The 11,265-nt window shown below is 75.0% G+C and carries 13 protein-coding genes; 4 read left to right on the forward strand and 9 right to left on the reverse strand.

Annotated elements, in window-relative coordinates:
• Positions 1 to 285 precede the first annotated feature (285 nt).
• The gene (locus tag AB0K43_RS21015; protein ID WP_363641886.1) at positions 286 to 1,269 is read right to left on the reverse strand and encodes a helix-turn-helix domain-containing protein; all 984 of its coding nucleotides are present in this window, start codon (positions 1,267 to 1,269) and stop codon (positions 286 to 288) included.
• A 100-nt stretch (positions 1,270 to 1,369) separates the two neighbouring features.
• On the opposite strand from AB0K43_RS21015, the gene AB0K43_RS21020 reads away from it, so the two are divergent.
• Both AB0K43_RS21020 and AB0K43_RS21025 read left to right on the forward strand, forming a co-directional pair.
• Positions 1,370 to 2,401 carry a saccharopine dehydrogenase NADP-binding domain-containing protein gene (locus tag AB0K43_RS21020; RefSeq protein WP_363641888.1) on the forward strand — a complete coding sequence of 344 codons (1,032 nt, stop codon included), beginning with the start codon at positions 1,370 to 1,372 and terminating at the stop codon, positions 2,399 to 2,401.
• A 95-nt stretch (positions 2,402 to 2,496) separates the two neighbouring features.
• A complete protein-coding gene (locus AB0K43_RS21025) occupies positions 2,497 to 3,777 on the forward strand; it encodes a GNAT family N-acetyltransferase (RefSeq protein ID WP_363641890.1) in 1,281 nt (426 codons plus the stop codon).
• Positions 3,778 to 3,800: 23 nt separating this feature from the next.
• Here the strand turns inward: AB0K43_RS21025 and AB0K43_RS21030 are convergent, their stop codons facing one another.
• The 3 genes from AB0K43_RS21030 to AB0K43_RS21040 form a co-directional block, all read right to left on the reverse strand.
• Entirely contained in the window at positions 3,801 to 4,514 is a 714-nt protein-coding gene (locus AB0K43_RS21030) for a TetR family transcriptional regulator (RefSeq protein ID WP_363641910.1), read from the reverse strand.
• A 122-nt stretch (positions 4,515 to 4,636) separates the two neighbouring features.
• On the reverse strand, positions 4,637 to 5,113 hold the full coding sequence (locus AB0K43_RS21035) for a DCC1-like thiol-disulfide oxidoreductase family protein (RefSeq protein ID WP_363641892.1): 477 nt from the start codon (positions 5,111 to 5,113) through the stop codon (positions 4,637 to 4,639).
• 10 nt (positions 5,114 to 5,123) lie between these two features.
• Entirely contained in the window at positions 5,124 to 5,528 is a 405-nt protein-coding gene (locus AB0K43_RS21040; protein WP_363641893.1) for a hypothetical protein, read from the reverse strand.
• Between the two features lie 98 nt (positions 5,529 to 5,626).
• Between AB0K43_RS21040 and AB0K43_RS21045 the strand changes: the two genes are divergently transcribed.
• Positions 5,627 to 6,160, forward strand: coding sequence for a GNAT family N-acetyltransferase (locus tag AB0K43_RS21045; RefSeq protein WP_363641895.1), 534 nt, complete (start codon positions 5,627 to 5,629; stop codon positions 6,158 to 6,160).
• Here AB0K43_RS21045 and AB0K43_RS21050 read toward each other — a convergent pair.
• Positions 6,141 to 6,620 (reverse strand): macro domain-containing protein, encoded by a 480-nt coding sequence (locus AB0K43_RS21050; protein WP_363641897.1) that lies wholly within the window; start codon positions 6,618 to 6,620, stop codon positions 6,141 to 6,143. The genes AB0K43_RS21045 and AB0K43_RS21050 overlap by 20 nt on opposite strands.
• 10 nt (positions 6,621 to 6,630) lie before the next feature.
• On the reverse strand, positions 6,631 to 7,914 hold the full coding sequence (locus AB0K43_RS21055; protein ID WP_363641899.1) for an MFS transporter: 1,284 nt from the start codon (positions 7,912 to 7,914) through the stop codon (positions 6,631 to 6,633).
• Between the two features lie 121 nt (positions 7,915 to 8,035).
• On the opposite strand from AB0K43_RS21055, the gene AB0K43_RS21060 reads away from it, so the two are divergent.
• Positions 8,036 to 9,001 carry a LysR family transcriptional regulator gene (locus tag AB0K43_RS21060; protein ID WP_363641901.1) on the forward strand — a complete coding sequence of 322 codons (966 nt, stop codon included), beginning with the start codon at positions 8,036 to 8,038 and terminating at the stop codon, positions 8,999 to 9,001.
• A gap of 50 nt (positions 9,002 to 9,051) precedes the next feature.
• Here AB0K43_RS21060 and dmpI read toward each other — a convergent pair whose 3' ends face one another.
• The 3 genes from dmpI to AB0K43_RS21075 form a co-directional block, all read right to left on the reverse strand.
• The gene (gene dmpI, locus AB0K43_RS21065; RefSeq protein ID WP_363641903.1) at positions 9,052 to 9,234 is read right to left on the reverse strand and encodes a 4-oxalocrotonate tautomerase DmpI; all 183 of its coding nucleotides are present in this window, start codon (positions 9,232 to 9,234) and stop codon (positions 9,052 to 9,054) included.
• A gap of 159 nt (positions 9,235 to 9,393) precedes the next feature.
• Positions 9,394 to 10,299, reverse strand: coding sequence for a LysR substrate-binding domain-containing protein (locus AB0K43_RS21070; RefSeq protein ID WP_363641905.1), 906 nt, complete (start codon positions 10,297 to 10,299; stop codon positions 9,394 to 9,396).
• 177 nt (positions 10,300 to 10,476) lie between these two features.
• Positions 10,477 to 11,082: a YceI family protein gene (locus AB0K43_RS21075; protein ID WP_363641906.1), complete on the reverse strand. Its 606-nt coding sequence runs from the start codon at positions 11,080 to 11,082 to the stop codon at positions 10,477 to 10,479.
• Positions 11,083 to 11,265 lie beyond the last annotated feature (183 nt).

An 11,265-nucleotide genomic window follows, 5' to 3' on the forward strand; every position in this document is an offset into this window, starting at 1 on the left:
CTGGGGCACCCGGCTGCCGGCCGACTACATGGCCTTCGTGGCGGTCCACGGCGGCCGCGGGATCGACGACGAAGTCGGCATCCTCCTGCCGCTCCCCACCGAGGGGATCCGCTGGGATCCGGGCTCCATCGACCAGGAGACGGCCAACGCCCGCCTCGCCTGGGAGATGGACCGGGACCACGACGGCCTCGACGTCGACCCGGCCGACGTCCTCGCCCGGGGCGCCACCTCCGGCCGGGGCGGGGTTCTTCGGTGGACGGCCTTCGGTGGCAGGGGAGTTCGGGGTCATCGCGCCAGTGCGCCGGGCGGGTCGGGGTGGGTGTGGGTACGGGTGCGGAAGGTGCGGCGGTAGGTGTCCGGGGGGACGCCGACGGTGCGGTTGAAGTGGCGGCGCAGGGTGGTGGCGGTGCCCATGCCGGTGGCGGCCGCGACGGCGTCGATGCCGTCGTCGGTGTTCTCCAGCAACTCCTGGGCGCGGCGGATGCGTTGGGTGAGCAGCCACTGCAAGGGGGTGGTGCCGGTGGCGGCCCGGAAGAGGCGGCCCAGGTGGCGCGAGCTCACCCGGGCCCGGCGGGCCAGGTCCTCCACGGTCAGCGGCCGGTCGAGCCGTTCGAGCACCCAGGGGAGCAGCGCGGCGAGCAGGTGGTCGTGGTCGTCCCGGGCGGGCACCGGGGTGGTGACGAACTGGGCCTGGCCGCCCGCCCGCAGCGGCGGCACCACCAGCCGGCGGGCGGCGGCGTTGGCGACCGAGGATCCGCGGTCGAGCCGGACCAGGTGCAGGCACAGGTCCAGTGCGGCGGCCTTGCCGGCGGAGGTGAGCACGCTGCCGTTGTCCACGTAGAGCACGTCCGGGTCGACCTCGACCCCGGGGTGGCGGGCGGCCAGCACCGCGGTGTGCGCCCAGTGCGTGGTGGCGCGCCGGCCGTCCAGCAGACCGGCAGCGGCCAGCACGAACGCGCCGGTGCACAGCGAGGCCACCCGTGCCCCCGCCCGGTGGGCCGCGCGCACCGCGTCGACCAGCTCGGCGGGCGGCGCCCGGTCGACGTCCGCCCAGCCGGGGACGATCACGGTGTCGGCGTCCCGGAGCCGGTCGAGCCCGAGGTCGGGCTCCAGCCGGAACCGGCCGACCTGCACCGGAGCCGGCCCGCAGACGGTGACCTCGTACCAGGGGCCCGGCACGCCGTCCGGGAGGGAGCCGAAGACCTCCTGGGCCACGGCCAGTTCGAAGTGCAGCATCCCGTCGGTGACGGCGATCGCGACAGAGCCCATGTCCGGAATTGTACGCAGCGCGTCGTTCCGGACACTCACGGCGGAGTGCGGGCCTTCGACAGGATGTCCGTGACGGGATCGTTCGAGCGGGGGGAGAGTCATGGGATCGGGACAGGCGGTCGTGGTGTACGGCGCGTACGGGCACACCGGGCGGTTCGTGGTGGCGCAGCTGAGGGACCAGGGGTTCGTCCCGGTGCTCTCCGGCCGCGACCCCGAGAAGCTGCGGGCGCTGGCCGCCTCCCACCCCGGGCTCGAGGTCCGGCCGGCCCCGGTGGACGACCCCGGCGCGCTCGACCGCGCACTGGCCGGGGCGGCGGCCGTGGTCAACTGCGCCGGGCCGTTCGCCACCACCGCCGCCCCGGTGATCGAGGCGGCCCTGCGCGCCGGGATCCCGTACCTGGACGTGGCGGCGGAGATCGAGGCCAACGTGGACACCTTCGCGCAGTTCGCGGACCGTGCCCGGGCCGCCGGAGCGGTGGTCCTCCCCGCGATGGCCTTCTACGGCGGCCTCGGCGACCTGCTGGCCACCGCGGCGATGGACGACTGGACCGCGGCCGACGAGGCCCACATCGCGTACGGGCTGAGCAGTTGGCACCCCACGGACGGGACGCGCACCGCGGGCCGGATCTCCCGGGAGCGGCGGGGCGGGCGGCGGGTCCGCTTCACCGGCGGGCAGCTGGAGTACCACCAGGACGCCCCGCCCATCCTGGAGTGGGCCTTCCCCGAGCCGATCGGCCCCCGGGCCGTCATCGGGGAGTTCTCCATGGCCGACGTGGTCACCATCCCCGCCCACCTGGCCGTCCCCGAGGTGCGCAGCTACATGACGACGGAGGCGGCCGGCGACCTGTCGGCCCCGGACACCCCGAGGCCGGCCGCGGTCGACGAGCTGGGCCGCTCCGAGCAGACCTTCCTGGTCGACGTCCTGGTGCGCTCCGGCGGCGTCGAGCGGCGCGCCGTGGCGAGCGGCCGGGACATCTACGCCGTCACCGCGCCGCTGGTGGTGGAGGCGGTCGACCGCATCCTGTCGGGACGGACCAGGACGGTCGGCGTCGCCTCCGCCGGCGAGCTGTTCGACGCGGCCGACTTCCTCGGCGCGCTGGCCCCGCACCTCACGGTGGACCTACGGCGCTGAGGCGCGGGGCGGGTCGGGGGAGGCGCTCCGGGGAGCCGACCGGGTGCCGGAAAAAGCAGGTGCCGGGCGGGAAGGCGCCGCCGTACCGTGGCGGGATGGGCAACGTCGCACCGGGCCGCCTCGGCCACGAGATCGAGATCCGCGCCGTCACCGAGGAGGAGCTCCACGACTGGGACCGCGCCATCGCCCGCGGCTTCCTGCGGCCGCACAACGACTCCGGCATCGACTGGCGCCGGCTGCTCTTCGAGCCCGGCCGCTGCCTGGGCGCCTTCGACGCCTCGGACGACGGCCGCTGCGTGGCCACCTTCCGCAGCTTCGACACCGAGCTGACCGTGCCGGGCGGCGCGGGGCTGCCGGTGAACGCGATCACCGCCGTGACGGTCACCGCCACCCACCGCCGCCGCGGGCTGCTCACCGCGATGATGGACCGCGACCTCGCCGCCGCCCGCGAGCGCGGCAGCGCGGCCGCCATCCTGATCGCCGCCGAGTACAACATCTACGGCCGGTACGGCTTCGGCCCGGCCACCCAGGCGCAGGGCCTGCGCATCTCGCTGCCGGTCTCCGGAGGCCTGCGCGCCGACCTCCCACTGCCCGACGGCGGCCGGATCGACTTCGTGAGCATGGCCGAACTGCGCAAGCTCGGCAGCGAGTTGCACGAGCGCTGGCGCCGCGGCCAGCCGGGTGCGATCGGCCGCACCGAGCCCTGGTGGCGGATCCACACCGGCGACATCACGCTGCCCGGCTTCGACTGGAAGGAGCCGTTCGCCGCGCTCCACCGGGACGCCGACGGCCAGGTCACCGGCCTGGTCACGTACACCGTGAACGACGAGTGGGACGGCAACGTCCCCAACTGCACCCTCACCGTGCTCGACCACCTCGCGCTGGACCGGCCGACCGCCAACGCGCTGTGGCAGCTGGTCTTCTCGGTGGACTGGGTGCGCACCGTGCTGGTCGAGAACCTCGGCGCGGACGACCCGCTGCCGCTGCTGCTGAAGGACCCGCGCGGGGTCAAGCCGGCCGACGAGGTCGGCGACTTCACCTGGCTGCGGCTGCTGGACGTCCCGGCGGCCTTCGCGGCCCGCAGCTACCCGGCCCCGGGCCGCCTGGTGCTGGAGGTCACCGACCCGGCGGGGTACGCCACCGGCCGCTGGGCCCTGGAGAGCGCCGCCGACGGCACCGGCCGCTGCGCCCCCACCACGGAGGAGCCGGAGCTCGCCCTCGGCGCCGCCCGGCTCGCCGAGCTCTACCTCGGCAGCGGCAATGCGACCAGGCTGGCCGCCGCCGGCCTGCTCACCGAACTCCGCCCGGGCGCCGCCGCCACCGCCGACCTGCTGCTGCGCACCCCGCAGCAGGCCTGGAACCCGGACGGGTTCTGACGTCCGCCGTCCGCCCGTAGGCCCTACGGGCGGACGGTGCGGCCGACGGTCGGCAGGACGAAGTCCTGGATCAGCCCCTTGGCGTCCCGGACCAGGGGGCGGAAGATCCGGTACCGGGAGAGGTTGACCACCTTGGCCACCAGCGGGGTGCAGCGCTTGACGAAGGCGCGGGTCCGCTCGGTGTCCGGGGTGCGGTCGAAGACCCAGTACAGCACCACGATCATCAGGTGCAGCCAGAGCAGGTCCGGCATCAGCTCGACCAGCTCGGCGTCCAGCTTGGGGGAGAGGTCCGAGCCGCTGAGCGTCTCCCGGAACAGCTCGACCGCGGTGGCCCGGGCCGGGTGCGACTCGTTCGAGAACGGGCTCAGCGGGCTGTCCGGGTCGGCCGCCGTCCGGAAGAACTGGGCGGCGAACTCGTGGTACGGGGCCGCGCAGTCCACCCAGGAGGTGAGCGCGATCTCCAGCCGCTCGGCGAAGTCCTTGGTGTGCGCCATCCGGACCCGGGCGTCGGCCGCGTGCTCGTACGTCATCCGGTCGTAGAAGCCCTGGATCAGGTATTCCTTCGACGCGAAGTAGTAGTAGGCGTTGCCGACCGAGACGCCCGCCTCCTTGGCGATCGCGCGCATCGTCGTCTTGTCGTACCCGCGCTCCTGGAACAGCCGCATGGCCGTCTCCAGGATCAGCGCCCTGGTCTGCTCGCTCTTGTCGGTCTTGGGCAGCGCTCTGCCGCCGCGCACCTCACCGGCCGGGAGGGGCAGCGAGCCCGTCCCGGCCGCGAGGTCCTCGGCCGCTCGCCCGGTGGTGCCGGGGCCGCTGCCCTCACCCTGCGTCGATGCCACGTCGTCCACGGTCCCTGAGCCTAGCCGGGTAGGGCACAGGTCCCCGAGTCGCAGCCGGATCCCGCCCCGTCGTCGGCCCAGGTCGTACCGGATGACCCCTGTGCACCCGGTACGACCCGGCCGGCCCCGGTGGCCGCGCGGTACTTGCTGGCGGCGAAGGCCGCCGCCCTGGCGAGCGGCAGGCCGGCCGGGGTGCTCAGCCGCCGGGCGAGCGACCGGTGCTCGGCCAGCGCCCAGAGGCAGGCGACGAAGGCGGGCGCCCCGCGCCAGACCTCGCCGGTGTCGGCGACCACGGTGATCTCGCCGAGCGAGGCGTCGTGGTCCAGCCCGGGGAAGCGTGCCCGGGCGTCGGCGGTGGCGACGGGGACGAACTCCAGCGGCACCAGCTGGCGCCGGGTCCGCAGCCACCGGGTGAGGTGCCGGCACAGCCCGCAGTTCGGATCGTGCAGCACGGTGAGCCGTCGGACGGGCGGCGGCTCGGCGCTCCGGCTGTCCATGGCCGGGCGCTCAGGCCTGGCCGGGGTACAGGAAGGCCTGCGGGGCGACCGGCGGCCGGTGCTGCTTGTCCAGGCTGCCGCGCCGGCGGATCCGGTTGAGCACGTACACGTTGCCGAGGTGCATCACCCCGAGCAGCAGCAGCACGGTGCCGAGCTTGTAGGAGAGCGCGTCGAAGACGCCCTGCAGGTCGGTGATCGACTGGTCGTTGCGCATCCAGAGCGCGACGAAGCCGAGGTTGATCAGGTAGAAGCCGACCACCAGCAGCTGGTTGACGGCATCGGCCAGGCGGTCGTCGCCGGCGAACACGTCGGCCAGGAAGATCCGGCCGTTGCGGCCGAGGGTCCGGGCCACCCAGACCGTGACGCCGGTGGCGATCGGGAGGTACGTGGCGTAGCTGACAACTGCGAAGTCCATCGGGACCGCTCCGTTTCGAACGTGTTCAAAACCTTCTGGGCATGACTGTAGGGGTTCTTTTGAACATGTTCAAGTAGTCGGTGTGCAAGGCTGGGCGAATGGCATCGGAGATCATCATCAGGACCGGCGGCGAGGCGGACGCGGCGGCGGTCGCGGACCTGCACGCGGAGAGCTGGCGGACGGCGTACGCCGGATTCCTGCCCGCCCGGGTGCTCGGCGACGGGATGGCGGACGAGCGGCGCGAGCTCTGGCAGATCCGGCTCGGCGCGGACTACGGGGAGCCGGCCGACACCCCGACCCTGCTGCTGGCCGAGGGCCCGGCCGGGGAACTGCTCGGCTTCTGCTACCTGGTGCCGGAGCCGGACGGGCGGGTGCTGCTGGACAACCTGCACGTCCGCCCGGGCCGCACCGGCCTGGGCATCGGCGGCCGGTTGCTGCGGGCGGGGCTGGCCGCGGCCGCCGGCCCGGTCCGGCTGGAGGTGCTGCAGGCGAACACCCGGGCCGTCGCCTTCTACGAGCGCGAGGGCGGGGTGCGCACGGCCGAGGGCACGGCGGAGTTCGCGGGGGGTGTCCGGCGCCCCGAGTACGAGTACAGCTGGCCGGCGGGCGCCGTCAGTGGTCGTACACCGTGACCGCCACGCCTTGGTCGGCCAGCCGGGCCCGGACCAGCGGTTCGACCCGCTCCCAGCGCCCGCCGGCCAGCCCGCAGCCGATCCGGGGCAGGTGCACGGACGCGCCCAGCCGCAGCGCCTCGGGGGCCAGCCGGGCCAGCGCCGCGTCGATCGCCTCGTAGCGCACCGGCACACCGGTCGAGCGGCCGGCCCTGATGCCGCGCTGGCCGATCATGTTCGCCACCCACAGGGCGGGGCCGACCTGGACCAGCTGGAGCGCGCCCAGCCCGAAGTCGTTGTGCGCCCGCTCCCGGTGCCAGCGCCGGTAGGCCGCCTCCGGCTCCGGCCAGCGGCGGGACAGCGCCAGCACGAAGCCCTTGCCCCAGCCGCCCAGGTCGTTGCAGATGTGGCCGATCACCTTGGCGCCCTTGGCCTGCGGCGCGGTGGCGTCGCCGCGCAGGTAGGCGATTCCCGTCCCCATGACCGGCAGGCTAACGGGCGGCGCCGACAGCGCGCCGGGGCTGGTCCGCCGGTGCGGCGCCGTCCGCGGTCGGCCGTGCGGGCGGCACGAGGTGTACCGGCCGTACCGGCCGGGCGAGCCGGCGGCGGCCGGCGGTGGCGGTGAGCAGGGCGAGCAGGGCGGCCGCCGCGGGGACCAGGTAGCCGGCGCCCGGGCCGGCCCGCTCGGCGATCGCGCCGCCGAGCGCGGCGCCCGCCGAGATGCCCGCCAGGATGCCCGACACGGCGAGGGCCATGCCCTCGTTGAGCTGTCGCGGCGGCAGCAGCTCCTGGATCAGCGTCATCCCGCTCACCATGGTCGGGGCCGTCCCGCAGCCCGCCGCGAGCAGCGCCACCGCGAGGCCCGGCAGGCCGGCTCCGGCGTGGACGGCCGCCGGCGGCAGGAGCAGCAGCACCGCCATCGCGGCCACCCCGGCCAGGAAGCGCGCGGCCGGGGAGCGGCGCGCCGGGCGCAGCCCGTACAGCAGTCCGCTGAGGCAGGATCCGGCGGCGACCAGGGCCAGCAGCACCCCGGCGACCGGCCGGTGGCCGAGGGCGTCGGTGTACGCGACGGTGGTGACCTCCAGGGAGCCGAACAGCACGCCGGTCGCCAGGAAGGTCAGTACCAGCACCCGGAGGCCGGCCGAGCGCAGCGGTGCCGTGGTGCCGGTGGCGGGCGGGCCCACCGGCGGTTCGGTGTCGCGCCGGGCGGCGAACAGCAGGGCGCCGACGGTGCCCAGGCCGTTGGCGGCCAGCAGGGCGACCTCGGGGGTGAGCGCGGTGCTCAGCAGCATCGCCAGCACCGGGCCGGCCATGAAGCACAGCTCGTCCAGCGCCTGTTCGAGCGCGTTGGCGCGGTGCCGCGCGGTCTCGTCCGCCCGGTGCAGGTGGGCCCAGCGGGCGCGCGCCATGCCGCCGAGGTTGGGGGTGGTCGCGGCCGCCGCCCAGCAGACGAAGAGCGTCCAGTCGGGCGCCCCGCCGCGGGCGCAGGCCGCCAGCGCGAGCACCGGGGCGATCCGGGCCAGTACGGCGGGCACGGTGACCCGGGCCTGCCCGTACCGGTCGACCAGCCGGCCGAGCAGCGGCATGCCCGCCGCGGCGGCCACCACGCCGGCCGCGCAGACCGCGCCGGCCAGGGCGTACGAGCCGCGCCGGTCGGCGACCAGCACCAGGACGGCGACCCCGTTCATGGTGAAGGCGAGCCGGGCGAGCAGCCCGGACAGGGTGAAGGCGAGCGCGCCGGGGGCGGCGAGGGCACGGCGGTACGGGGCGAACACGGGGCTCCTGGCGTCGGGTCGGGGAGCTCCCAGCCTCGCCGGGGCGGTCGGGCGCGGTCCAACACCTGTTCGGTGCGATCCACACGGTTCTGTTGTCAATCCGGTTGTTAATCTCTGCGGCATGCCCCGTGACCTGCATCCCCGCCTGCTGCGCGGCTTCGTCGCGACCGCCGAGACGCTGCACTTCGGCCGGGCGGCCGAGCGGCTGCACATCGCCCAGCAGGCGCTGAGCCGGGATGTGCAGAGCCTCGAACGGGCCCTCGGCGGGGCGCTGTTCCACCGCTCCACCCGTAGCGTCGAGCTGACCGAGGCCGGGCGCGCGCTGCTGCCCAAGGCGCGGCGGCTGCTGGCCCTGCACGACGAGATCCTGGCCGCCGCGGACACCAGGGCGCTGCTGATCGACCTCAACAGCGAGCCGGGCGGCGCCGACCCGGCGGAGGAGCGCGTGCTCGAGGCAGCCCGCCGGGCGCTGCCCGAGCACGAGCTGCTGGCCCGGTTCCACGGCGGACTGGCGGCCGCGGCCCGGGAGTTGCTGGACCACCGGCTGGACGTCTCGTTCGGCCGCTTCGCCGGGCTGCCGGTCGCGCTGCGCGGCCAACTCGCCCACATCCCGGTCCGGTTGGAACGCCTCGCGGTGCACCTGCCGGAGCGGCACCCGCTGGCCGGGCTGCCGGAGGTGCCGCTGGCGGCGCTGGCCGGGCACCCGGTGGACGTCTGCGCGGGCAATCCGGCCACCACCGAATGGACCGACCTGGGGCGGCGGTTGCTCGACGAGCACGGCCTCGCGGCGGCGCCCGGGCACACGCCCGCGGTCGGCATCGTGGAGTTCGGACGCTACCTGGCCCGGCACGGCGACCCGGTGCTCACCACCACCGGCGGCCCGCGGATCCCCGGCGGGGTCACCCGCCCGCTGGTCGACCCGGTGCCGCTCAGCCTGCTGGGGCTGGTGCACCGGCCGGACCTGCGGCACCCGGGGCTGGCCGCGATGCGGGCGGCGGCGGCCGAACTCGGCGCGCGGGAGGGCTGGTTGCGGCGCCCGCCGGGCAGCTGGCTGCCGCCGGAGGACGCCGCCCTGCTGCGCGGTTGAGCGGCTGAGCGCTGCGCCCTGGGCGCTGAGCCCTGGGCCTTGGGCCCCGGCTACCGGTCGGCGGTCAGCTGCCCGGCGGCGCCCCAGCTGTCGGCCGGGACCTCGTGGATCCAGACCTGCACGGTGTCGGCCGGGATCCGGTAGGCGTCCACGAAGGCGTCGGTGATCCGCTGCACCAGCTCGCGCTTGAGCTCGACGCTGCGGGGGCCCTGCTGGACGGTGACGATCGGCATGTGCTGCTCCTCAACTCGGTGGCGGCGACCGGGTTCACGCCGACCTGGCTTGCGCCGGATCGCTTGCGCCGGATCGGTTGTGCTGGGTCGGTTGTGCTGTCGGGAACAGTCCATCGCGACGGGAGCCCGTGACCCAGACCTGATTCGCTCCGGCAGCGATCACGAATCGTGATCGTCACAGGTGGGGGCGGATCGGGCGGCCCGGTAGGCGTCCAGCAGCAGCCCCGGCGGCGGGGTGCCGCGCCGGACCGCGAGCGCGGTCGGCAGGGTGAGCCCCGGCGGGCTCAGCGGCCGGAACGCCACCCGGGGGAGCCGCACCATCCGGGCGTTGGCCGCGTAGACCACCGTCCAGGTCGCAGCGCCGGTGCCGATCGAGGCCAGGGTGTCCTGCAGGGTGCTGAAGGCGGGCCCCGGGACGGGCCGGAAGCCGGCCTCCCGGCAGGCGGTCAGGACCAGGTCGACCAGGGCGGGGTGGTCGCGCCGGGCGGTGAGCCGCAGCGGCAGGGCGGCCAGATCGGCGAGTTCCAGCTCGGGGCGCTCGGCCAGCGGGTGGCGTGCGGGCAGAGCGATCAGCAGGGTCTCCGGGCGGACCGGCAGGAAGCGCAGCCCGGGGCTGTGTTCGGGGATCGCGCCGCGGACGAACGCGGCGTCCAGCCGGCCGTCGGTCAGCCTGGCCAGGCGCTCGGCGACCGGGAGGGCCTGCAGTTCGACCCGGATCGCGGGGGCGTGCCGCTGGTAGGCCTCCAGGATGCGGTCCAACTGCTCGCCGAGACCGGTGATGGTGCCGAGCCGGAACACGTCGTTCCCGCTCAGGCCGGCCACGGCCGCGCGGGCGGCCTGCTCGGCGTCCAGCACCCGGCGGGCGGCGGGCAGGAACAGTTCACCGGCCGGGGTCAGCCGGACGTGCCGGGGGGATCGGTCGAACAGCTCGGCCTTCAGCTCGCGCTCCAGCCTGCGGACCTGCTGGCTGACAGCGGGCTGGCCGAGCAGCAGCCGATCGGCGGCCCGGCCGAAGTGCAGTTCCTCGGCGACGGCGACGAAGCAGTGCAGTTGCCGCAGTTCCATCTGGCTCCCCCCGGATCGGCCCGCGGTGGGCCGGCTCCATTGTGCGGGAGCGGCGGTCGGCGGAACGGCGGGCGGCGGGCGGCGGCGAGGGGATGTGCGGGTGTGCGGGCGCCCCCGCCGGTGGACGCGGCGGGGGCGGTGCCAGGGCATGCGCTCGGGACAAGCGGGTCGGGCGGGTCAGGCCGCCTTCACCGCGGAGATGTCCAGGGTCAGCTTGACCTTCTCGCCGATCAGCACGCCGCCGGTCTCCAGGGCGGCGTTGTAGGTGAGGCCCCAGGAGGTGCGGTCCACGGTGGTGCCGCCCTCGAAGCCGACCCGGTCGGCGCCGTACACGTCGGTGGCGGAGCCGGTGAAGTCCAGGTCCAGCACGATCGGGCGGGTGGTGTCCTTGATGGTCAGGTCACCGTGCATGCGGTAGGTGTCGGCGTCGATCATCTCGGCCGCGGTGGAGCGGAAGGTGATCTCCGGGTAGGTCTCGGCCGCGAAGAAGTCGCCGGTGCGCAGGTGCTCGTCGCGCTGGGCCTGGCTGGTGCTGACCGAGGCGACCTTGATGACCAGCTCGGCGGTGGAGGCGGCCGGGTCGGTGCCGTCCAGGTGCAGCTTGCCCTCGTACTCGGTGAACTCGCCGCGGACGTTGGTCACCATCGCGTGGCGGACCGCGAAGCCGATCCGGCTGTGCGTCGGGTCGATGGTGTAGTCACCGGTCAGGTGGGCCAGGTCCGGGCCGGCGGGGGCCTCGGCGACGGCGACGGTGGTGTCGTTCTTGCGGCTGAAGATGCCCATGGCTGCTCCTCGGGTCGGAAGCCTTTTGTTGAGGCTTCAACTTGATGGCTCCACCATAGACCCGTTTCGTTCAATCTTCAACCACTGGTTTGGTCGGGTCGCGCCGTGCCTCCGCGCCTGCCGCTCGGCCGGGGCGGCAGGCGCGGCCCGGCAGGTCGAGTGCGCCGCGCGCGTCGAAGCCGG

It is taken from the genome of Kitasatospora sp. NPDC049258 (genome assembly GCF_040678895.1).
GTDB lineage: Bacteria > Actinomycetota > Actinomycetes > Streptomycetales > Streptomycetaceae > Kitasatospora.

Excerpts from the sequence above, each read along its gene's own strand:
- dmpI (WP_363641903.1), bottom strand. The coding sequence starts at position 9,234 with ATGCCGATCGTCACCGTCCAGCAGGGCCCCCGCAGCGTCGAGCTCAAG.
- AB0K43_RS21060 (WP_363641901.1), top strand. The coding sequence starts at position 8,036 with ATGCCCCGTGACCTGCATCCCCGCCTGCTGCGCGGCTTCGTCGCGACC.
- AB0K43_RS21045 (WP_363641895.1), top strand. The coding sequence starts at position 5,627 with ATGGCATCGGAGATCATCATCAGGACCGGCGGCGAGGCGGACGCGGCG.
- AB0K43_RS21015 (WP_363641886.1), bottom strand. The coding sequence starts at position 1,269 with ATGGGCTCTGTCGCGATCGCCGTCACCGACGGGATGCTGCACTTCGAA.
- AB0K43_RS21020 (WP_363641888.1), top strand. The coding sequence starts at position 1,370 with ATGGGATCGGGACAGGCGGTCGTGGTGTACGGCGCGTACGGGCACACC.
- AB0K43_RS21025 (WP_363641890.1), top strand. The coding sequence starts at position 2,497 with ATGGGCAACGTCGCACCGGGCCGCCTCGGCCACGAGATCGAGATCCGC.
- AB0K43_RS21040 (WP_363641893.1), bottom strand. The coding sequence starts at position 5,528 with ATGGACTTCGCAGTTGTCAGCTACGCCACGTACCTCCCGATCGCCACC.
- AB0K43_RS21035 (WP_363641892.1), bottom strand. The coding sequence starts at position 5,113 with ATGGACAGCCGGAGCGCCGAGCCGCCGCCCGTCCGACGGCTCACCGTG.
- AB0K43_RS21050 (WP_363641897.1), bottom strand. The coding sequence starts at position 6,620 with ATGGGGACGGGAATCGCCTACCTGCGCGGCGACGCCACCGCGCCGCAG.
- AB0K43_RS21075 (WP_363641906.1), bottom strand. The coding sequence starts at position 11,082 with ATGGGCATCTTCAGCCGCAAGAACGACACCACCGTCGCCGTCGCCGAG.
- AB0K43_RS21070 (WP_363641905.1), bottom strand. The coding sequence starts at position 10,299 with ATGGAACTGCGGCAACTGCACTGCTTCGTCGCCGTCGCCGAGGAACTG.